Consider the following 20415-nt stretch of genomic DNA (forward strand, 5'->3'; position numbering starts at 1 on the left):
GCAGCCCGCCGGCCGGCCAGCCTCCTCGCGTCAGCTTTCCTTTTCTGCGGAGTCGCCTGCGGCTGCCCCGGCCGGCCGCAGCGCCATCGGGCGCTGCACGATCCACAGCCGGATCGCGAAGCCGATCGTCGCGAACGTCAGGCCGGCGGTGATGCCGACCCAGAAGCCGTAGGGACCGAGGCCGGTCCAGGCGGCAAGCGCATAGCCGAGCGGGATGCCGATCAGCCAGTAGGAGACGAAGGCGACGATGAACGGCACCTTGACGTCCTTGTAGCCGCGCAGCGCTCCTTGCAGCGCCGCCTGTGAGGAGTCGGACAGCTGGAAGACGAGCGCGAACAGCAGGAACGTCACCATCAGCGAGGCGACCTCGGGGTCGTTCGTATAGAACGAGGCGATGGCCGGGCGGATAAAGTAGAGGGCTGCGGCCGCCGTCACCATCAGTCCGACCGCCGTCGTCACGCCGAGCAGGGCGTACTGCCGCGCATGGCGAGCGCGTCCCGCGCCGGCCTCGTAGGCGACGAGGATCGTCAGCGCCATGCTGATGCTCAGCGGCACCATGAACAGCAGCGACGAGAAGTTGAGCGTCGCCTGGTGGGCGGCGATATACGTCGTGCTGAACATTCCGCCCATGAGCAGCGTCACGACGGCGAAGATGCTCGCCTCGAAAAACGTCGACAGCCCCATCGGAACGCCGATGCCGAGCAGCTCCTTCCAGCTGCGCCAGGACGGCGCGTACCAGCGCCGGAACAGCCGGTGGGGGCGCAGCGCCTCCGTGCGGAACGTCAGCCAGACCGAGACGCCGAAGATGAACCAGTACGTAATGCCGGTCGCGTAGCCGGAGCCGACGCCGCCGAGGCGCGGCATGCCGAGCTCGCCGAAGATGAGGCCGTAGTTGAGCAGGGCGTTCAGCGGCAGCGACGCGAGCAGCAGCGCCATCGTCATGCGGGTATAGCCCTGGGCTTCCCAGAAATACCGCAGCACATAGCTGCCGAAGAGAGGAATGAAGCCGATGGCGAGGCCGCCTAAATACTGCTTGGCGATGCGGTGCACCTCGTCGTCGAGCCCCATCAGCGACAGCGCGGGCTCGACGGCCAGCGAGCCGCCGATCAGGATGATCAGCGACATGAGCAGCGACAAGTAAAGCGCCTGCACGACCGGACGGGAGATCCCGTCCTTCTCGCCGCGGCCGATCATCTGGCCGATGATCGGCGTCACCGCCAGCAGGATGGCGTTCATCCCCGTCATGATCGGCATGAACAGGCTGGAGCCGACGGCGACTCCAGCGAGGTCGTTCGTGCCGGCGCGTCCGGACATCATCGTGTCGAGCACGCTCATCGCGGTGTAGCTCACCTGGGTGATGACGATCGGACCGAGAATCGTAAGGAACAGCAGCAGCTTCCCGCGCAGCGCGGGTTCGTGGCGAAGCATGATGAATACCCTCCAGCCGAGCATCGTTTTTCCAGCGGGCTTTCGGATCGTGGGAAGCCGGGGAAGTGTCTCGCTCCAAGAAATAAAAGAAGACCTGCCCCGCCAGGGGACAGATCAGTCTAGTGTATCATATTCCGTCAAGCAGGAGCAGGGGACAAAAGCCTCCAGGCCTAGTGCCGCGCTTCCAAAAAGGAACGCGGCGCTCGAACGCGATCCGCTCGCCCGCTGGCGCTGCCGTTGGCTCCTCGATGGCCCGCCGCCGCTGGCGCTGTCGAACGGCTCCGCTCAGCTCTGCCCGCTGCCGTTGGTGCTCCGCTCCGCCTGTCGTCGCTGGCGATTCGCTCTGCCCGCTGGCGCTGCCGTTGGTGCTCCGCTCGGCCCGCTGTCGACGGCTCCGCTCGGCCCGCTGGCGCCGCCGAACCGCTTTGCTCCGCCTCGCTGGCGCTGTCGACGGCTCCGCTCGGCCCGCTGGCGCCGCCGAACCGCTTTGCTCCGCCTCGCTGGCGCTGGCGATCCGCTCATCTTTGCTCCGCCACTAGCGATTCGCTCAACTCCGCCCGCAGCCGCTGTCGACGGCTCCGCTCGGCCCACTGGCGCCGCCGAACCGCTTTGCTTCGCCCGCTGGCGCTGGCGATCCGCTGCCGCTCCGCCCGCAGCCGATGCGCTCCGCTCAGCTCCGCGAAGGCTGCGAGGATTCGCGCGGGATGAGCCGATGCGGCACGATGACCCGCCGCTGCTCGATCGCCTCGCCCTTGATCGACTTCAGCAGCAGTCCGGCCGCCTGCAGGCCGAGCTGGTAGACGCCGATGTCGACGGAGCTGATCGGCGGCGTGCTGACCGGCGACATCGGATTGTCGTTGAAGCCGAAGACGGCCATGTCGCCCGGCACGCTGTAGCCGAGCTCGGAGAGCGTGCCGAGCAAGGTGAACGCGAGCAGGTCGTCCATGACGACGAGCGCGGTCGGCCGCTCCGGCCGTTCCATCAGAGCCCGCACGGCGGCCGTGCTGTCGGCGCGGATCCGATCGGCGCTGACGAGCCAGCTCGGATCGGGCTGGATGCCCGACTCGTCCAGCGCCTTGCGGTAGCCCTCGTAGCGGTCGGCGGAGACGACGAGGTCGAGCGGGCCGCTGGCGTAGCCGATGCGGCGATGACCCAGCTCCAACAGGTGCCGCGTCACGTCGTAGGCGCCCTGCACGTTGTCGTTGTCGACGGTCAGGATGTCCGGCCGCTCTGGGTCGCGCCCGATGAGCACGAACGGAAACTTCTCCTGCTGCAAATAGCGGATGACCGTATCGTCGCGCCGCGACTGAAGCAGGATGATGCCGTCCACCCGCCGGCCCTTGGCCAGACGTGTTACCGCTTCCAGCTCTTCCTGCTCGGAACGGCCCGTCTTCAGCAGGAGGTCGTAGCCGGCCCGTGTCGCCTGGCTCAGGATGCCGCGGGTGACGTCGGAGAAGAAAATATCGAGAAAGGCCTCGTCGGCGTTGCGCGGGAGCAGCAGGCCGATCGTCATCGTCGTGCGTGAAACGAGGTTTTTGGCCATCAAGTTCGGATGATAGCCGAGCTCTTCCATTACGGCCTTCACCTTCTCCGTCGTAGCGGCGCTGATGCGCGTGCTGCCGGAGATGACGCGCGAGACGGTCGAGGGAGAGACGCCGGCTTTTTTGGCGACATCGATTATCGTTACGTTCATCGGTTACAGTCCTCTGCTTATGCGGATGGCAGGCTGGGGGCGCCTGATGGAAACTATGAAAATTGTAAGCTTCGCTGCAAACAAAAGCAAGACGGCGGCGCGGCTCCCGGGCGTTCTGCGAAGGACTGCTGTCGAGGCCGGGGACCAGGTGCGGTAATCGCTTCCACAGGCTGGCTCTGCTCAAGCGGAGCGGGGAGGCGGGTCCTGCGGACGCAAGTCTTGCAGGAGGCCTTGCAGATGGCCTTGCAGGCGGTCCTTGCAGACGGCCTTGCAGGAGGCCTTGCAGACGGCCTTGCAGGAGGCCTTGCAGACGGCCTTGCAGGCGGTCCTTGCAGGCGGTCCTTGCAGGCGGTCCTTGCAGGCGGTCCTTGCAGGCGGTCCTTGCAGACGGTCCTTGCAGGCGGTCCTTGCAGACGGTCCTTGCAGGCGGTCCTTGCAGACGGCCTTGCAGGCGATCCTTGCGGACGGCCTTGCAGGCGGTCCTAACAGACGGAAGCAGGCACGCCTGCACCCGCGAATTCGTCACGCCGCTTCGGAGCAAGCCGAATCTCTTTTTTTGCCGGGTGTCGATTTCCTCCTCGCTCCTTCGTCGTCCAGTCAGAAGGCCAAACAGACCGAGAGAGGATGAAGGAGCATGCAACGAATCGATAGACGGAAAGCAAGCGTGGAAGCCGGATCGACGAATACCCTTAGAGGAAGCCGGGAAAATCGCTTGGAGCCCGGCCTCGGCCGAAGCTTGGAAGCCGCCCCGAAAGGAGGGGGGCTGCTGCTCGCCGGCGCGATGTCCGCGCCGCTGTTTTTCGCCGTGGCGATCGTCCTGATGCTCGTCCGGGAAGGATTCGACATCCGCAAGCACGCCATCAGCACGCTGACGCTGGGGGAGCTCGGATGGATCCAGAGCGCCGCCTTCGTCGCGGCCGGATGCTTGGCGCTGCTCGGCTCCATCGGCATCCGCCAGGCGCTGCGCGGCGGCGCGGGAAGCGTGGCAGGCCCGCTGCTCATCGCCGTCTACGGCATCGGCATGGCCTGCGCGGGGCTGTTCCGGCCCGACCCGGGCATGAGCTTCCCTCCCGGCGCTCCGGCAGGCATGCCGGCGACGATGAGCGTTTCCGCCGCCGTCCATTCCGGCGCCTTCTTCGCGGCCTTCCTGGCGCTCGTCGCGGCGTGCTTCGTGCTGGCCCGCCGCTTCGGGCGGACCGGAGAGCGCGGCTGGAAAGCCTACAGCATCGCGACAGGACTCCTCGCTCCGATCCTGATCGCCGCCGGCTCCAGCCCGGGCAGCTGGATCGGCGTCGCCATGGGGGCGGCCGGCCTGCTCGCATTCGGATGGCTGTCGCTGCTGTCGCTGCGCTTGCGCGCAGACCGCCATTCGGCTTGATCGGCCGCCGGCCGTTCGAGACGAAAAGAAGGCCGCTGCGCCGATGCTTCAAGCATCGGGCAGCAGCCTTTCGTCCGCGAGCCCGTGTCCGACCCGAACCTGCGGTCCGCGAGCCCGTGTCCGACCCGAACCTGCGGTCCGCGAGCCCGTGTCCGACCCGCACCTGCGCCCGCGAGCCCGAGGCCGACCCGCACCTGCGCCCGCGAGCCCGAGGCCGACCCGAACCTGCGCCCGCGAGCCCGAGGCCGACCCGCACCTGCGCCCGCGAGCCCGAGGCCGACCCGAACCCGGCGCCCTCAAGCCCGCGCTTCGCGGACCCGGGGCCCGCGAGCCGGCCGCCGGCACAGCCGTCCCGGCTGTCCCCGCTCTAGCGGCCGGAAGGGAAGCCGCCGGCGCTGATCGCGGAAGCCGCGCGCAGCAGCAGGAAGCCGCCTGGCGCCAGCTCGACGCTCAGCTTGCCGCCTTTCGCCCGCAGCTCGCCGCCGCCGAGCAGGTCGCTCCACGCCGCCTGATGGACGTCGAGCTGCACGGAAGCCGCTTTCGCGCCCGGATTGACCGCGATCAGGAAATGCTCCTGCTCGTCCTTGCGCTCGAGCACGAGCAGGCTCCCGCCCTCGGCCGCGTGCAGGAAGCCGAGCTTGCCGGTGCGCAGCGCCCGATGCTCCTTGCGGAGGGAGATGACCCGCTGGAAGAAGCCCAGCAGCTCCCGGTCCTGCTTGCTCTCGTCCCACTCCATGCACTTGCGGCAGTCCGGGTCGCCCGCGCCGTCAAGGCCGATCTCGTCTCCATAATAGACGCATGGCGCGCCGGGGAAGACGAACTGCAGCAGCGTCGCCAGCTTCATGCGCTCCTTGTCGCCGCCGCACAGCGTCAGCAGGCGCTCGGTGTCGTGGCTGCCGAGCAGGTTGAAGGCGACCTCGTTGGCCGAGTCGGGATAGCTCGCCATCAGCTCGCCGATCTTGTCCGCGAAGCGGTCGGCGCCGATGATGCCCTTGCCCGCGTAGTCGATGACCAGATGGGTGAACGGATAGTTCATGACCGCGTCGAACTGGTCGCCGCCGAGCCATGGCAGCGCGTCGTGGAACATCTCGCCGAGGATATAGGCGTCGGGGTTGACGTCCTTGACCGTCCGGCGGAACTCCCGCCAGAACGCCATGTCGACCTCGTTGGCGACGTCCAGGCGCCAGCCGTCGATGCCCATTTCCTCGATCCAGTAGCGGGCGACGCCGAGCAGGTAGTCCTTGACCTCCGGATTCTCCGTATTGAGCTTCGGCATGAGCGGCTCGAAGGCGAACGTCTCATACGTCGGCCGCCCGTCCTTCACCTGGATCGGCCATTCCATCACATGGAACCAGTCGGCGTACTTGGAGTCCTTCCCTTTTTCGCGCACGTCGCGGAACGGCTCGAACTCCTTGCCGCTATGGTTGAACACGGCGTCGAGCATGACCCGGATGCCGCGCTCGTGGCAGGCGTCGACGAGACGCTTCAGCAGCGCGTTGTCGCCGAAGTGGGCGTCGACCTTCATGTAGTCGGACGTGTCGTACTTGTGGTTGGTCGTCGCCTGGAACAGCGGGTTGAAATAGATCGCGTTCACGCCGAGCTCCTGCAAATGGTCGAGATGGTCGATGACGCCCTGCAGGTCGCCGCCGAAGAAGTTTTTCGGAGTCGGCTTGCCGCCCCAAGGCTCCACGCCCTCGGGATCGTTGGATGGATCGCCGTTCGCGAAGCGCTCCGGGAAGATCTGGTAGAACACCGCTTCCTTGACCCAGTCCGGCGGGGAGAAGACGTCGGCGCCGTTCAGGTACGGGAAGTCGAACATCTTGTCCGGATCGGACGGCTCGTCCTCGCGGAAGCCCTTCTCCTCGAAATAAAGCGTCTCGCCCGCGGAGCGCAGCTCGAACCCGTACTTCATGCGGCGCAGCGAAGGCTGCACGGCCGCCTGCCAGTAGTCGAACCGCTCGTCGGAGGGCAGCTTGGCCATGAACGTCTTTTCGAGCGTGCGCTCCCAGGCGTACTTGTCGCCGTGGATGAGGACGACCTCGTCCAGGTCGTCCTTCTTGGTGCGCAGCCGGATGTGCAGCGTCGCCTTGTCGTAGGCGTAGGCCCAGTTTCCGCGCGGGCGGTGGTAGATCGCTTCGAGATTCATGGTGATTCCTCCTCATCGGATATGGAGTCGGCGCGGCAGCCGCGCGGAGAGCGCGTCAGAAATAGAAAAGGCACAACCAGGCGGCGGCCGCGCGAGGTTGTACCCGGATGGCTGGGGTAGCATTGCCTTTGACTTCTGGGATCATTATAAAGGCAAGTCCCGCACTTTGGCAAGCGTTTGCACAACTTGTATTTCCGCTCTTTCCGATCCTGGGTCCAAGCAGGGCGTTTCGTTTTGGACCGCCGCCGCCGGCGAGCAAAAAAGGACGCATCGGAATGCGTCCTTTAATGAAAGCTTGAAGCGGATGGCGAAGGGCTGGCGCCCGATCCGCAGGGAGGCGGAAGAGACGGCGATTCTCGCTGGAGCACGGCAAGTCCGGCATCCTCCGGGGCCGCTGCGGATTCGCCGGCACTGGCGCTCGGCTGGAAGGAGATCGATTTCACGGCATCCGGTCCACGCCCGGAGCACAGCGGCGAGGAATGAAGCGCCGCAAGTCCGTCAGGCGCTCGCGCGGCGCTCCGGCTTCGGCTCCGCTGCAGCCTGCTCCTTCGCTGCGGCCTGCTCCGCCCCGGCCTGCTCCTCCGCCGCTTGCCGGCGAAGCGCCTCGGCGCGCTGCTTTTCGGCCGCGAGGCCGGCCTGGTTGAGCAGGTTCCACGGGTGGTTGTAGTGCGGCTGGAAGAAGAAGTCCACATAGGCCAGATCCTCGGTCGTCATGCGGTTGTGGATGCATACCGACAGCGTGTTGGCGGCCTGGGTCAGATCGGCCCTCGACAGGATCTGGGCGCCGAGCAGGCGTCCCGTCCCCCGCTCGTACACGAGCTTGAGCAGCGCCTCCTCGGCATCCGGCATGAAGTCCGGGCGATGCGACTCGCGCAGCGTCACGGCTGCGGCGTCGAGGCCGGCCGCCTCGGCCGCGGCCTCGGTCATGCCGGTCGAGGCGATGTTCAGGTCGAACAGCTTGATCGCCGACGTGCCCTGCGTGCCGCGGTACTTGACCTTCGGCTCGACGAGGTTCCGTCCGGCGAGCGTGCCCATGCGCACGGCATTCGTCGCGAGCGGGATGTACGCCTGCTGGCCGGTCGGGTTGTAGCGCACCGCGCAGCTGTCGCCGGCGGCGAGCACGTCGGGATCGCTCGTGCGCATGTACTCGTCGACGAGCAGCGCTCCGTTGTCCAGCATGTCGAGCTGGCCCTTCACGAGCTCGGTGCCGGGGCGGAAGCCGATGCACAGCACGACGAGGTCGGCTTCGTGCTCGCCCTTGTCGGTGACGACCTTGGCGACGCGGCCGTCCCGGCCCTCGAAGCGGCTCACCCTCTCGCCGAGCGCCGTGCGGATGCCGCGGCCGGCGAGCGCTTCCTCGGCGGCGTCGGTGAACTCGGCGTCCAGGTACTTGGCCATGACGCGGTCCATGTTGTCGAGCAGCGTCACCTCCTTGCCGAGATCGCTGAACGCCTCCGCCAGCTCAATGCCGATGTAGCCGGCGCCGATGACGGCGACCTTGCGGGCCGCTCCGGCGCGGGCGATGATCTCTTTGGCGTGGAAAAAGTTTTTGCACAGCTGCACGTTGTCCAGCCGGATGCCTTCCATGTCCGGAACGACGGGCCACGAGCCGGTCGTCACGACGAGCTTGTCGTAGCTGTCCTCGAACTCCTCGTTCGTCTCCAGGCTGCGGACGCGGAGCGTCTTGGCGGCCGTATCGATCCGCAGCACCTCATGGCGCATCCGCGTGTCGACGCCGAGGCGGGCGAGCTGCTCGGGGCTGCTGTAGAACAGTCCCTCGGGGTCCTTGACGACGCCGCCGACATGCAGGGCGATGCCGCACGACAGGAACGAGATGTTGTCGTTGCGCTCATAGACGGTGATGCGGGCTTCGGGATGCTCGGCCGCGATGGCTTTGACGGCGGCGGTTCCGGCGTGCGTGCATCCGATGACGGCGATTTTCATAAAGGTATTCCTCCTTGAGGGATGTAGGTCGATCGCGTGGCTTGCTTCTTGCGGCTTGCTTCTTGCTGCCGCCGCTGCTTGCAGGAGCTGCGCTTCGCTCATTATGTGAAATTAATCACAATGTTGGGCGAAAGGGAGACGATCCTGCTTCCCTGGGACTCTTGAGAGAGGGAGAGCCTTCGCGTCGGGACGGACCGAAGAGCGAAAGAAGCAGAATCGTCGGTGTCAGAGATGTTGTGAAATTAATCACAATGTCTTGATGGCTTTATCTTACCATCCGTCATCAGGGGACGCAAGGGGCATTCTCGCCGGATTATGGCGAGGCTGTGACAGTCGCCGCCAAGTCGTTTTCGGGCGCTCGGCTCCCGTATTCATACCCGCAGGCAAGCCTTTCGACGCAGCGTCTTCCAGCCGGCCGGAGGCATCTGCCGCGCGAAAAGGAAGAGCGGCGGCCAGAGCCGCTCCTGCCAACGGAAGAGCGGCACCCGGACCGTCCTGCCGACGGAAGAGCGGCCAGCGGACCGCTCATGCCGATGGTACAATACGGCCGTCGCCCCGCCTCCAGAGCGCTCCGCCGCCTGGCCCGCCTCCGCTAGCGCGAGGCGCGCAGCTCCTGCACGGCGGCGGCGATGCGGCGCGCCGCCTCCTCGGCCGTCGCCCGGCTGCAGGCGGCATTGAGCCGCATGAAGCCGGAGCCGCCCTCGCCGAACGAGGAGCCGGGGCTGAGCTGGATCCGGGCCTTTTCGAGGAAGAAGCGGTGCAGCTCCGGCTCCGCGAGGCCGAGGCCGCGGCAGTCGAGCCAGAGCAGGTACGTCCCCTCCGGCACGGAGGCGGAAATCTCGGGCGCGGAGCGGCGAAGCTCCTGGGCGAGGTACTGCTGGTTGCCGCGGATGTACGCGAGCGCCTCCTTGAGCCACTCCTCGCCGCCGTTGTAGGCTCCAAGGACGGCCGCGTGTCCGAGCGCGGACAGCGAGGCGAGCGCGCCTCGCTTCAGCTCGGCGGTGACGGCCGCGCGCAGCTGCGGATTCGGAATGATCATGTTGGACGTATTCATGCCCGCGATGTTGAACGTCTTGCTCGGCGACGTGCAGAGGAGCGCCAGCGCGGCCGCCTCCTCCGAGATCGAGGCGAACGGCACGAACCGCTCGTATGCGAGGTCCGCATGGATCTCGTCGGAAGCGACGAGCACGCCGTGGCGCGCGCACAGCTCGGCGAGCCGCAGCAGCTCCTCACGCGACCAAACGCGCCCGACGGGATTATGCGGGGAGCACAGGATCAGCAGCTTGACGCGCTCCTCGGCGAGCTGCTCCTCCAGCTCGGCGAAGTTCACCTCGTAACGGCCGTCGTCCCCGCGCAGCAGCGGGTTGAGCACGAGCTCGCGTCCGTTGTCCTCGACGACGGAGCGGAACGGCGGGTAGACGGGAGGCTGGATGACGACGGCATCCCCGGGCTGCGTGCAGGCGCGGACGATGACGGACAGCGAGACGACGACGCCGGGGCAGAAGCGCACCCATTCCGGCTGCGCCTGCCAGCCGTGGCGGCGGGACATCCAGCCGGCGACAGCCTGCTTGTACTCGGGCGTGACGCTCGTATAGCCGAGCACGCCTCTGCCGATCCTCCGCGCGAGCGCGTCCAGCACGCTCGGCGGCGCGGCGTAGTCCATGTCGGCGACCCACATCGGCAGGATGTCCTTGCCTTTGTGGAGATCCCATTTTTCGGAAGCGATGCCCTCGAAAGAAGGCGGGTTGTCGAACGTAGTCATCGAAAGGCTCCTCTCTGGCTTCGACCTGCGCAGGCTTCGCTGCAAGGCCATCTCGATCAGTCTATCGGAATGTCCGGCGAAAAAAAAGCCCGCGCCATCCCTCCCGATTATGCTGCCGCAAAGGCTCCGACGGCTGCCGAGGGATGGCGCGGCCGCGTTTGGGGAACCTTTGGATCCGGGTACGAAGAGGAAAAGAGGAGCAGAGGAGCGAGGCGCATGAAGCGAACAGGAAACGGCGGAGCCGGACGCGCGCTGGCGATCATGCTGGCCGGGCTGCTGGCGGGCGGAGGGACGGCGCAAGCGGCGGCGTCCGCAGGGTGGAAGGCGCAGGCCGAGAAGCAGGGCTCCAGCCAGGTCGTCGTCATCGACGCGGCGGGGCCGGACTCGTTCCGGGCCTCCTTCTCCTTTTATGAAAGGCAGGACGGCAAGTGGCTCCGCACGCTCGGCAAGGCGCCGGCGGTCGTCGGGAGAAGCGGCATCGGCAAGATGAAGGAAGGAGACGGCCGCACGCCGTCCGGCCTCTATCCGCTCGGAAAAGCGTTCGGCTCCGCCGGCAAGCCGCCCGGGCTGCGCCTCCCCTACACAAAGACGGACGGCTCGGACTTCTGGGTCGACGACCCGGCCTCGCCCGACTACAACCGCTGGATCCGCTCGGAAACGGGGCCGAAGGCGGAATGGGCCTCGTTCGAGCGGCTGCGTCAGCCGCTGTACCGCTACGCGGTCGTCATCGGCTACAACGAGCAGCCGGTCGTGCCCGGCAAGGGCAGCGCGATTTTTCTCCATCTGTGGCGTGGAGCGGACCAGCCGACCGCAGGCTGCGTCGCGCTGTCGGAAAGCGCCTTGCTCAAGCTGCTGGCCCGCCTGGACGCTGCGCGCAAGCCCGTGATCTTTATCGAATGAGCCCCAGCCCGGGGCGAAGCGTCAGGCCCGCAGAAACTCCAGTCCCGTATTGCGCATCTCGATCTTGAACGTGCAGCGGATGTCGCCCTGCCGGTACAGATCCGGCCACTGATCCGGCTTGATGCGGTCGCGGAACCGGTTGCCGAAGCCGAAGATGTCGGACCCCGCCTTCTGGGTTTTGGCGATCAAGCCTTTGCTCAGCTGATCGAGCTGCTCGGCGAGCTCCTCCTTGATCTCGTCCTCGCTGCGCCGCTTGGAATGCGATTTGTCGAGCAGGGAGACCGACAGCGAGATCTCCGCTTCGACGCGGGGCTTGCCGCCTGCGAGCCGGCTCCGGACACGGGTCTTGTTATGGACGATGTTGAGGTCGGAGCGGCTCATGAGCACGATCTCGGAGTCGGTCAGACGCTTGGTCATCATCTCGTACAGCAGCGACTCGTCCATCGTCAGCCTGCCTGCCATATGGTCGCTCCGGAAAAAGGCGTTGCCGGTCTGGATGAAATCCTTCTTCTCCTGGCGGAGCACCGGGATGAGATTGGCGTGCATCGGGTTGTGCAGCTTCGCGTACACCTCCCACAGCATCGTCTTGTTCTTGCGCGGGATGCCTCCGGCATACGGCTCGAAATAAAGCTTCGTGTAGATGCCGGCCAGCTCGCCTGCCGGATTCGGACTTTCGAAGATGCGCTTCATGCCGCCCTCGACGACGGCCACGACGGCATCGAGCGGCACCGTGCGCTCCCTCACCGCGAACTCGAGGTAAGGGAGCAGGCCGTACTGGGCGCTTTGCTCGTCCAGAAACAGGGCGCGCGTCGAGGAGACGTCGATCGCCTTGGGCAGCTTATACTGCACCCTGTTGACCGCGTCCATGACGGTGCTCCCTTCCTGGCTGACGGCAAAGAAGGAGCTCTTGTGGCCGCCGCCCATAGGGCTCGTCACCGGGACTCGGAACCACACCTCCAGCCGCTCGGGCGACTTCGCGTCCAGCCCCATCGCCCCGACGAGGAAGCGGTTGTCGACATCCTTGGAGTCCCAGCAGCCGCCGGCCGCCAGCAGGAGCAGCAGCGCCGCTGTCCCGCTCCATGCCGTCCGCAGCCGCGCCAGCGCCTTCGCCCTTCCCTGCTCCTTCCGTCCTTGCGCCTGCTCCCGGCGCCGTTCCGACGCCGGCGAGGCGGTCGGGTTTATCGGCTTCATTTGGACTCCTCCTTCGCAGTCTTCCTTTTGCCTGCGGCAAGCAGCAGCAGCGGAAAGGCGAACATCACATACATCCGGATGACCAGGCTGTTGAACAACCAGCTCTCGATGATGCGCCATTCCGGAATCCACGTCGCCACGGCGAAGACGACCGCGCTTGCCGTCAGGACGAGCTTGCTCACGGGGAGCTTCGGCCACAGCCCGTGAGCGACGCTGCCGATCGTCCGCAGCTTGAGCGCCATGACGACCAGGAGGCAGAACATCGTCGCCGACAGGAAGATCGACGTCAGATTTTCGAAAACGATCCAATACTGATAGACGGAGTCCATCTTGGTCACGAACGGAAACGTCAGGTTCGAGCTCAGCTCCCGCCCGAAGGTCAGGACGGGCAAGTAGACGAACGAGAGTACGAGCGCCGTGCCTACGCCGAGCGCCAGCAGATAGCCCTTTCGGTACGCCCGGCTTTCTTCGGCGTCGTAGCTGCCGCAAAGCGCGACGAACGCGAAGCCCATCCACAGAAAGGAGCCGCCGTAGAAGTCCCCGCTCAGCAGAAAGGCCGGTTCCGGCCTCAGCCAAGGCCCGCCGTAGTACAGATGCGTGTTGATGAAGCCGACGAGCAGCAGGAACAGCAGGATGGTGAAGGCGAGCAGGAACAGCAGCCTCGCCGCGCGGAAGATCGGCGGCAGGCCGGCTGCGGCCAGCAGCGCCGCCGGCACGATCATGCCGTCGAGAAAGGAGATCGGCGTCGTCGGCAGCAGCGTCATCGTGACCAGCTCGGAAAACGAGCGGAGCATGACGATGACGGCTCCGAAAGCGAACAGAAGCAAGGGAAACGTGAGCAGCCACGCGGCTGCGGGTCCGAGCAGGCCGCGCGCGTACGGCAAGAGCGGCTGGCCCTTCAGCCCGCGGAGCAGACGGACGTAGAGCAGGCAGCTGGCGGCGGATGCGCCAGCCCACAGCAGAATCGGGAGCCACAGCGCTCCATCGGTGCTGTTGATGACCAGGCTCGGATACAGGAAGCCGCCCGCCGCTCCGAAATAGAGGCTGAACAGGCAGAAGTAGGCGTAAGCGGACCGTTTAGGCTGCTTCGTCATGCTCCCCCGCCTTTCTTCTTCAGCATCGTCGTCAAATAAGGCGTGCCGAACGATTCCAGGCAGCTGAGGTAGAAGACGAGGCAGATGAGGCAGAAGACGATGCCGAGCAGGCCGGCGACAGCGGCGCCGATGCAGACGAAGTACTTCAGGATGCGCTGCACGAGCCCCATCTGATAGTCGATGACGATGAAGTTCGTGATTGCGGTCGCCGCCACGATGATGACGAGCAGGTTGCTCACGATATTGGCCTGGATGATCGCCTGGCCGAGCACGACGCCGCCGACCATCGTGACGGTGGCGCTGATCGCCTGAGGCAGCCGGGTGCCCGCCTCCGTGATGAAGTCGATGATGATGAGCATGAGCATCGTCTCGATGAACACCGGATACGGGACGCCCTCCCGGCTGGCGGCCGCGGCGAGGCTGATCTCCAGCCGGTTCACGTCGACGTTGATCGAGGTGAGGGCGATGTAGAGCGCGGGCAGCGTCAGGTTGCAGAACATCGCCAGGAAGCGCAGCGCGTTGAGGAACACCGAGACGAACGGATTGACATAGCTGTCCTCGGGCGAATGCCAGAAATCGGTGTAGACCGCAGGCAGCAGCAGCGCGAAAGGCGTGCCGTCAAGCAGGATCGCGATCTTGCCGCGGAGCAGGTCGCTGCTGACGCGGTCGGGCCGCTCGGTCAAGACCGCCTTCGGAAACAGCCTTGCCCAGCGCTTCGTGTCGATCAGCCGGAGCAGCTCTCCGGTGTCCTGCACGCTCTGCACGTCCAGTCCGTCCAGCGCGTCCTGGACGCGCTGCAGGCAGTCCGGATCGACCTTGTCCTCGGCATACATGACGGCCGCCTTGGTGCGGGTGGCCGTGCCGATATCCGAGACCAGGCACTTGAGCTTCGAGCTGCGGAATCGCTGGCGCACGAGCGCCGTATTGACCTCCAGGTTCTCGTTGAACGCATACAGCGGGCCTTGCAGCACGTTCTCGGTGAACGGCGAGCTGAGGCTGCGCTGCTGCACCTTATGCAGGTTGAGCACGAGGCCGTGCGAGGAGCCCTCCATGCAGAGCACCGCCATGCCGAGGCAGATGGCGTGCTCGGCGCTGTCCGCCTGGGCTTCCTGGAGCGCGGTGCCTTCGTATTGGCTGAGCCGCGATTCCAGCGTGCCCGCCTCCTCGGAGACGACGAAGCGGAGCTTGGCGGGCGAGGCGAGCGTGGACAGGTAGCACAGGCATACTTCCCGGCCGCCGTCCTCGCCGATCTTGACGCATATATAGTCGTGGGCATCGGCGAACAGGAGCGCCAGCTCCTTGTTCAAGGAGCGAGCCGGCTCGTCGACGGTCCACTTATGAAGGCTGGCGAGCAATGCCGGCATGGCAGAACCTCCCTTGGCAGAAAGTGCTATTCGGGAGTTAGTCTGTGCCGCCGCTGTCGGAACTATGCAGATGAAGCCGGCGATAGGCGGACGGGGAGAGGCCGGTCCAGCGCTTGAACTGGCGGCTGAAATGGGCGATGTCGCGATAGCCCAGCACCGAGGAGATCATCTGGATCGAATGCCGGGAATCCGCGAGCAGCTGCTTGGATTCATGCAGCACGAGCGAGGACCAGTACGCCCGCGGCGATTGGCCGTACACCTCGCGGAACACGCGTCCGCAATGCGAGGCGCTGATGCCGAGCTCGGCGGCGATCCGCCGCAGGCCGCCCGGTCCGTCGCCCTCGGCCTCATCCTCCTCGCCCTCGCCGCCCTTGGCCGCGCTCGCGCCGCCCGCCCCCGGTCCGCGGGCATGCCGGAAGTTCAGGCTCGCCGCGCCCTGCAGCCGGGAGGCGATCTCCTGCGCCAGCTCCTCCTTGGCGTACGAGGCGCGGGGGAGCAGCAGCGATTCGGCCGTGATCGCGTCCCACAGCATCGCGAACAGCTCGAACGCGGCCGCCTGCAGCCGCATCCGCGCGGCGACCGAGCTGGGGCCGCCGCCCTGGCCGGGCTCGAGCATCTTGCGCAGCACCGGGCTCGCCTTGCGGGCCAGCTCGCTCTCCGCGCGGAACAGCGTCTGGTCGAGCCGTCCGAGCAGCGGCAGGAACAGCCGGTCGTCGAGGTCGAAGTGCAGGCAGAAGTAGTCGAACGGCAGGCCGTCGCCGCTGCGGCTGCTGTGCAGCTCGCCCGGACGGATGAGCAGCAGGTCGCCGGGCGATTGGACGAGCTCGCGCCCGCCGACCGTCATGATCTGGCTGCCCGCGAGCAGGAAGTTGATCTCGTACTGGGGATGCTGATGCGGCGGATAGGACCAGTCCCCGCGCACTTCGCGCCGGTGGATGCCGAACAGGTTCAGCGTCGTCTTCACATCCGCGAACATCGTCTCGGACAGGACGGCTCCTCCGCCAGGAGCCGCAGCGGCGTCAGCCATTGGCGATTCTTCCTTCCTTGGGCCGCGGCCCTTTTTTTCAGTATACGGCTTGGCTTGATTTGGGTAAATAGTCGCCGGATTTGACCATTTCCGCCCTATCCATGCCGTGTTAGGATAAACGTAATCGCTTTCAAGGAAGGGGCTGTCCCGCTTGTCCGACAACCGGTTCTACAATGCTCATCACGCTCCGATCGGAGCTTTCGCCAGCTTCACGCTCGGCTATCCCGGCGCCAAAGGAGGACTCGGCCTCGAGCTCGGCCGGCCGGCCGACCAGAACGTCTACATCGGCCTCCAGTCGCGCGACGGCTCGCGTTATGAGGCGCTGCCGTTCTACGGCGCGCTCGGCGACGAGGCCGCGCGCTACGACGTCGAGAAGAAAGGCGCAGGCGGCCCGTCCCTGCTGCAGCCGTTCGCCTTCGCCGAGATCGGCCGCAGCCTGTCCGCCGGGGAAGACGTCTGGGAGGCGGGCGATCTGACGTTCCGCATCCTGTCGCCGGTCCGTCCGGTGCCGGACCCGGCGGCGGCCTCGGAGGAGGAGCTGAAGGCGGCGCTCGTGCCGGCCGTGTTCGCGGAGCTGACGGTCGACAATACGGCGGGCCGCATCCCGCGCCGGGCGTTTTTCGGCTACGAGGGCAACGATCCGTACAGCGCGATGCGCCCTGTCGAGGGAGACGGCTTCTCCGGCGTCGGCCAGGGACGCATCACGGCCATCGCGGCGCCGCATGCTCCGGGCGTGCGCACCGGCTTCGGCTTCTCGATGGAGAGCATCCTGACCGCGCGCCACGAGCAGCATCTGACGTTCGGGCTCGGCGGCACGGGCGCGCTGCTGCTCGACACGCCGGCGGGCGAGCGGCGCACGTTCCGCTTCGCGGTCTGCTTCTACCGCGGCGGCATCGCGACGTCGGGACTGGACGCTTCCTATTTGTATACGCGCTGGTTCGGCCGCATCGAGGACGTCGCGGCTTATGCGCTGGAGCATTACGAGGAGCTCGCCGCCTCCTGCCGCGCCGCCGAGGCGCGCTGGAGCGGGGACGGCTTGTCGGCCGACCAGCGGTTCATGCTGGACCACGCGATCCACAGCTACTACGGCAGCACGCAGCTGCTGGACGTGGACGGCGAGCCGATGTGGATCGTCAACGAGGGCGAGTACCGGATGATGAACACGCTCGACCTGACGGCGGACCAGCTGTTCTTCGAGCTGGAGCTGAACCCGTGGACGGTGCGCAACGAGCTCGACTGGTTCGTCAAGCGCTACAGCTACCGGGATACGGTGCGCTTCCCCGGCGACGCCGAGGAGCATCCGGGCGGCATCGCCTTCACCCATGACATGGGCGTCGCCAACGTCTTCTCGCCGCCGGGCCGCTCGGCCTACGAGCTGGCGGGCATCGACGGCTGCTTCTCCTACATGAGCCACGAGGAGCTCGTCAACTGGCTCTGCTGCGCCCTCGTCTACCTGGAGCAGACAGGCGACCGCGAGTTCCTGGAGCGCGCGCTGCCGGTGCTGCAGGACGGGCTCGAAAGCATGCTGCGCCGCGACCATCCGGACCCGTCGCTGCGGAACGGGCTGATGGGCCTCGACAGCTCGCGCACCGACGGCGGAGCGGAGATTACGACCTACGACAGCCTCGACGTGTCGCTCGGCCAGTCGCGCAACAACATCTATATGGCGGGCAAATGCTGGGCGGTGTACGTCGCGCTCGAGAAGCGCCTCGCCGCCGAAGGGCTCGCCGGCCTCGCGGCCGAGGCGGGCGCCCAGGCGGATCGCGCGGCGGCGACGATCGCGGCGCAGCTGAACGATCGCGGCTACATCCCCGCCGTCATCGGCGAGAACAACGATTCGCGCATCATCCCGGCGATCGAGGGATTGGTGTTCCCGTACTTCACGGGAGCGCGGGACGCGCTCGATCCGAACGGACGCTTCTCCGTCTACCTGGCGGCGCTTCGGACGCATCTGGCGACGGTGCTGCAGGAAGGGACCTGCCTGTTCCCGGACGGCGGCTGGAAGCTGTCATCGACGAGCGACAACTCCTGGCTGAGCAAGATCTACCTCTGCCAGTTCATCGCCCGCGAGATTCTCGGCCTCCCGTGGGAGGAGCAGGGGGCGGCGGCCGACGCGGCCCACGCCGCCTGGCTCAAGCATCCGGAGCTGTCGTACTGGGCGTGGAGCGACCAGATTCTCGCCGGCGAGATCATCGGCAGCAAATATTATCCGCGCGGCGTGACCGCGATCCTGTGGCTGCGCGAGAGCGGCAGCCGCGCGCTCGCGGCGGAAGGAGGCGAGCGCGATGCGGCAAGCCGCGCAGGCTGAGCCGGGCAGCGGCTACGACGCCTGGCTTGGAGCGCCGCCGGCGAGCGGCGACGCCCGGCGGCAGGCTCGGGCGTGGATGGAATTCCTCCACGCCCCCGAGCCGGCGGCGCCGATCGCCGCCGCGCTGGCGGAGCTGCGCGCCGCGGCGATCGGCCTGACCGGCCGGGAGCCGCAGCCGGGCCTGCCGCCCGAGGACGGACGCGGCATCGTGCTCGGCACGCCGGCGGGCTGCGCCGAGGCGGCCGATGCCGCGGACGGCCTGCCGGATGATCCGGCAGGCGAGAGCTACCGGCTCGTCGAGCGCGGCGGCCTGCTCGTCGTCGCCGGCTCCGGCCCGGCCGGCGTGCTGTACGGCGCGTTCCACCTGCGCCGCCTGCTGCGCTCCGGCGCGCCGCTCGCCGGGCTCGACGTCGCCGAGCGGCCGGCCAACGCGCTGCGCATGGTCAACCAGTGGGACAACGCCGACGGCAGCGTCGAGCGCGGCTATGCAGGCCGCTCGATCTTTTACCTGGACGGGGAGTTCGTGCCGGACCGCACGCGCATCCGCGACTACGCCCGCCTGCTCGCCTCGGCCGGAATCAACGGGCTCTCGATCAACAACGTCAACGTGCATGCCCGCGAGACGCGCTTCATCGGCGAGGAGGATCTGCCGAGCGTCGCGGCCGTGGCCGGCATCCTGCGCGGCTGGGGCATCTCCCTGTACTTGAGCGTCAACTATGCCGCGCCGGTCGAGGGCGGCGGCCTGGACACGGCCGATCCGCTCGACGAGGGCGTGCGGAGCTGGTGGCGCGAGGCGGCGGACCGCATCTACCGGCACATCCCGGACTTCGGCGGCTTTCTCGTCAAGGCCGACTCCGAGTTCCGGCCGGGTCCGTTCACCTACGGCCGCGACCATGCGGACGGCGCCAACATGCTGGCGGACGCGCTCGCGCCGCATGGCGGCCGTATCATCTGGCGCTGCTTCGTCTACGACTGCCGCCAGGACTGGCGCGATCGCGGCACCGATCGGGCGCGCGCGGCGTACGACCATTTCAAGCCGCTGGACGGCCGTTTCAAGGACAACGTGTTCCTGCAGGTGAAGAACGGCCCGATGGACTTCCAGGTCCGCGAGCCGGTGTCGCCGCTCATCGGGGCGGTGCCGCGCACGAACCTGCTGGTGGAATTCCAGATCGCGCAGGAGTACACGGGCCAGCAGCGCCATCTGTGCTACCTCGTGCCGCAGTGGAAGGAAGCGCTCGACTTCGACACCCGGCTGAAGGGCGAGGGCTCGACCGTGAAGCGGATCGCGAGCGGCGAGCTGCACGGCCGTCCGGCGGGAGGCCTCGCCGCCGTCTCCAACATCGGGGACGACGCCAACTGGACCGGGCATCTGCTCGCGCAGGCGAACCTGTACGGCTTCGGGCGCCTCGCCTGGCAGCCGGAGCTGTCCGCGGAGCAGATCGCGCGCGAGTGGGCGGAGCTGACGCTCGGCGACCGCCCGCAGGCGGCCGACGTCGTCTGCGGCATGCTGGCGCGGTCCTGGAGCATTTACGAGTCGTACACGGCTCCGCTCGGCGTCGGCTGGATGGTCAAGCCGAACCATCATTACGGCCCGGACGTCGACGGCTACGAGTATTCGATGTGGGGCACGTACCACTTCGCCGACCGCGACGGCATCGGCGTCGACCGCAGCTCGGCGAGCGGCACCGGCTATGCGGCGCAGTACGCCGAGCCGGTCGCCGGGTTGTACGAGTCGCCGGAGACGACGCCCGACGAGCTGCTGCTGTTTTTCCACCATGTGCCGTACACGCATCGGCTGCGCTCGGGCAAGACGGTCATCCAGCATATCTACGACTCCCGCTTCGAGGGAGCGGAGCGCGCGCAGGGGCTGCTGGCTGATTGGGAGTCGCTGCGCGGCCATGTGCCGGAGCCGGCGTACAGCGAGACGCTGGAGCGGTTCCGCCACCAGGCGGAGCATGCGCGCGAGTGGCGCGACGTACTCAACACCTACTTCTGGCGCAAGAGCGGCATTCCGGACGAACGGGGCCGCAGGATCTACTGACTGGATAGGCGTGCTCGGGCGACGGTGCCAGCGACGATCGCGCGGATGGCGCGGCGCAAGGGAAGAACTTCCCTTGCTCGGGGCCGTGACAGGCGGATCGAGTGAAACAAGGGAAGAACTTCCCTTGGCCTACAAAGAG

General features: G+C 67.0%; 13 protein-coding genes. 4 read left to right on the forward strand and 9 right to left on the reverse strand.

Annotation, left to right across the window (positions count from 1 at the left end):
• Nucleotides 1-30 precede the first annotated feature (30 nt).
• On the reverse strand, nucleotides 31-1428 hold the full coding sequence (locus H582_RS29230) for an MATE family efflux transporter (protein ID WP_052333596.1): 1398 nt from the start codon (nucleotides 1426-1428) through the stop codon (nucleotides 31-33).
• A 670-nt stretch (nucleotides 1429-2098) separates the two neighbouring features.
• A complete protein-coding gene (locus H582_RS0122980) occupies nucleotides 2099-3121 on the reverse strand; it encodes a LacI family DNA-binding transcriptional regulator (RefSeq protein WP_028600409.1) in 1023 nt (340 codons plus the stop codon).
• A 634-nt stretch (nucleotides 3122-3755) separates the two neighbouring features.
• On the opposite strand from H582_RS0122980, the gene H582_RS0122990 reads away from it, so the two are divergent.
• Nucleotides 3756-4499, forward strand: a complete 744-nt coding sequence (locus H582_RS0122990) for a DUF998 domain-containing protein (RefSeq protein ID WP_084137558.1) — start codon at nucleotides 3756-3758, stop codon at nucleotides 4497-4499.
• Nucleotides 4500-4866: 367 nt separating this feature from the next.
• On the opposite strand, the gene H582_RS29235 is transcribed toward H582_RS0122990, so the two are convergent.
• The 3 genes from H582_RS29235 to H582_RS0123010 form a co-directional block, all read right to left on the reverse strand.
• Nucleotides 4867-6645 carry an alpha-glycosidase gene (locus tag H582_RS29235; protein ID WP_052333578.1) on the reverse strand — a complete coding sequence of 593 codons (1779 nt, stop codon included), beginning with the start codon at nucleotides 6643-6645 and terminating at the stop codon, nucleotides 4867-4869.
• A 498-nt stretch (nucleotides 6646-7143) separates the two neighbouring features.
• Nucleotides 7144-8589 (reverse strand): FAD-dependent oxidoreductase, encoded by a 1446-nt coding sequence (locus H582_RS0123000; protein ID WP_028600412.1) that lies wholly within the window; start codon nucleotides 8587-8589, stop codon nucleotides 7144-7146.
• Nucleotides 8590-9181: 592 nt separating this feature from the next.
• On the reverse strand, nucleotides 9182-10351 hold the full coding sequence (locus tag H582_RS0123010) for a MalY/PatB family protein (protein WP_028600413.1): 1170 nt from the start codon (nucleotides 10349-10351) through the stop codon (nucleotides 9182-9184).
• 216 nt (nucleotides 10352-10567) lie between these two features.
• On the opposite strand from H582_RS0123010, the gene H582_RS31430 reads away from it, so the two are divergent.
• Nucleotides 10568-11251 carry a L,D-transpeptidase family protein gene (locus H582_RS31430; protein ID WP_240479068.1) on the forward strand — a complete coding sequence of 228 codons (684 nt, stop codon included), beginning with the start codon at nucleotides 10568-10570 and terminating at the stop codon, nucleotides 11249-11251.
• Nucleotides 11252-11272: 21 nt separating this feature from the next.
• Here H582_RS31430 and H582_RS0123020 read toward each other — a convergent pair whose 3' ends face one another.
• The 4 genes from H582_RS0123020 to H582_RS0123035 are packed head-to-tail and all read right to left on the reverse strand — an operon-like array spanning nucleotide 11273 to nucleotide 15927.
• On the reverse strand, nucleotides 11273-12442 hold the full coding sequence (locus H582_RS0123020) for a Ger(x)C family spore germination protein (protein ID WP_028600415.1): 1170 nt from the start codon (nucleotides 12440-12442) through the stop codon (nucleotides 11273-11275).
• Nucleotides 12439-13536: a GerAB/ArcD/ProY family transporter gene (locus H582_RS0123025; RefSeq protein ID WP_028600416.1), complete on the reverse strand. Its 1098-nt coding sequence runs from the start codon at nucleotides 13534-13536 to the stop codon at nucleotides 12439-12441. Before H582_RS0123025 ends, H582_RS0123020 begins: the two co-directional genes overlap by 4 nt.
• A complete protein-coding gene (locus H582_RS29240; RefSeq protein WP_052333579.1) occupies nucleotides 13533-14900 on the reverse strand; it encodes a spore germination protein in 1368 nt (455 codons plus the stop codon). The genes H582_RS0123025 and H582_RS29240 overlap by 4 nt, the downstream gene beginning before the upstream one ends.
• 37 nt (nucleotides 14901-14937) lie before the next feature.
• Entirely contained in the window at nucleotides 14938-15927 is a 990-nt protein-coding gene (locus H582_RS0123035) for a helix-turn-helix domain-containing protein (RefSeq protein ID WP_028600417.1), read from the reverse strand.
• Nucleotides 15928-16078: 151 nt separating this feature from the next.
• Here H582_RS0123035 and H582_RS0123040 point away from each other — a divergent pair, with 151 nt between their 5' ends.
• On the forward strand, nucleotides 16079-18235 hold the full coding sequence (locus H582_RS0123040; RefSeq protein WP_028600418.1) for a glycoside hydrolase family 52 protein: 2157 nt from the start codon (nucleotides 16079-16081) through the stop codon (nucleotides 18233-18235).
• Nucleotides 18213-20276, forward strand: coding sequence for an alpha-glucuronidase family glycosyl hydrolase (locus H582_RS0123045; protein ID WP_028600419.1), 2064 nt, complete (start codon nucleotides 18213-18215; stop codon nucleotides 20274-20276). Before H582_RS0123040 ends, H582_RS0123045 begins: the two co-directional genes overlap by 23 nt.
• Nucleotides 20277-20415 lie beyond the last annotated feature (139 nt).

Source organism: Paenibacillus pasadenensis DSM 19293 (assembly GCF_000422485.1).
Lineage (GTDB): Bacteria > Bacillota > Bacilli > Paenibacillales > Paenibacillaceae > Paenibacillus_O > Paenibacillus_O pasadenensis.

Coding starts and splice junctions, on each gene's coding strand:
- H582_RS29235 (WP_052333578.1), bottom strand. CDS start 6,645: ATGAATCTCGAAGCGATCTACCACCGCCCGCGCGGAAACTGGGCCTAC.
- H582_RS29230 (WP_052333596.1), bottom strand. CDS start 1,428: ATGCTTCGCCACGAACCCGCGCTGCGCGGGAAGCTGCTGCTGTTCCTT.
- H582_RS0123035 (WP_028600417.1), bottom strand. CDS start 15,927: ATGGCTGACGCCGCTGCGGCTCCTGGCGGAGGAGCCGTCCTGTCCGAG.
- H582_RS0123020 (WP_028600415.1), bottom strand. CDS start 12,442: ATGAAGCCGATAAACCCGACCGCCTCGCCGGCGTCGGAACGGCGCCGG.
- H582_RS0122990 (WP_084137558.1), top strand. CDS start 3,756: ATGCAACGAATCGATAGACGGAAAGCAAGCGTGGAAGCCGGATCGACG.
- H582_RS29240 (WP_052333579.1), bottom strand. CDS start 14,900: ATGCCGGCATTGCTCGCCAGCCTTCATAAGTGGACCGTCGACGAGCCG.
- H582_RS0123025 (WP_028600416.1), bottom strand. CDS start 13,536: ATGACGAAGCAGCCTAAACGGTCCGCTTACGCCTACTTCTGCCTGTTC.
- H582_RS0123000 (WP_028600412.1), bottom strand. CDS start 8,589: ATGAAAATCGCCGTCATCGGATGCACGCACGCCGGAACCGCCGCCGTC.
- H582_RS0122980 (WP_028600409.1), bottom strand. CDS start 3,121: ATGAACGTAACGATAATCGATGTCGCCAAAAAAGCCGGCGTCTCTCCC.
- H582_RS31430 (WP_240479068.1), top strand. CDS start 10,568: ATGAAGCGAACAGGAAACGGCGGAGCCGGACGCGCGCTGGCGATCATG.
- H582_RS0123010 (WP_028600413.1), bottom strand. CDS start 10,351: ATGACTACGTTCGACAACCCGCCTTCTTTCGAGGGCATCGCTTCCGAA.
- H582_RS0123045 (WP_028600419.1), top strand. CDS start 18,213: ATGCGGCAAGCCGCGCAGGCTGAGCCGGGCAGCGGCTACGACGCCTGG.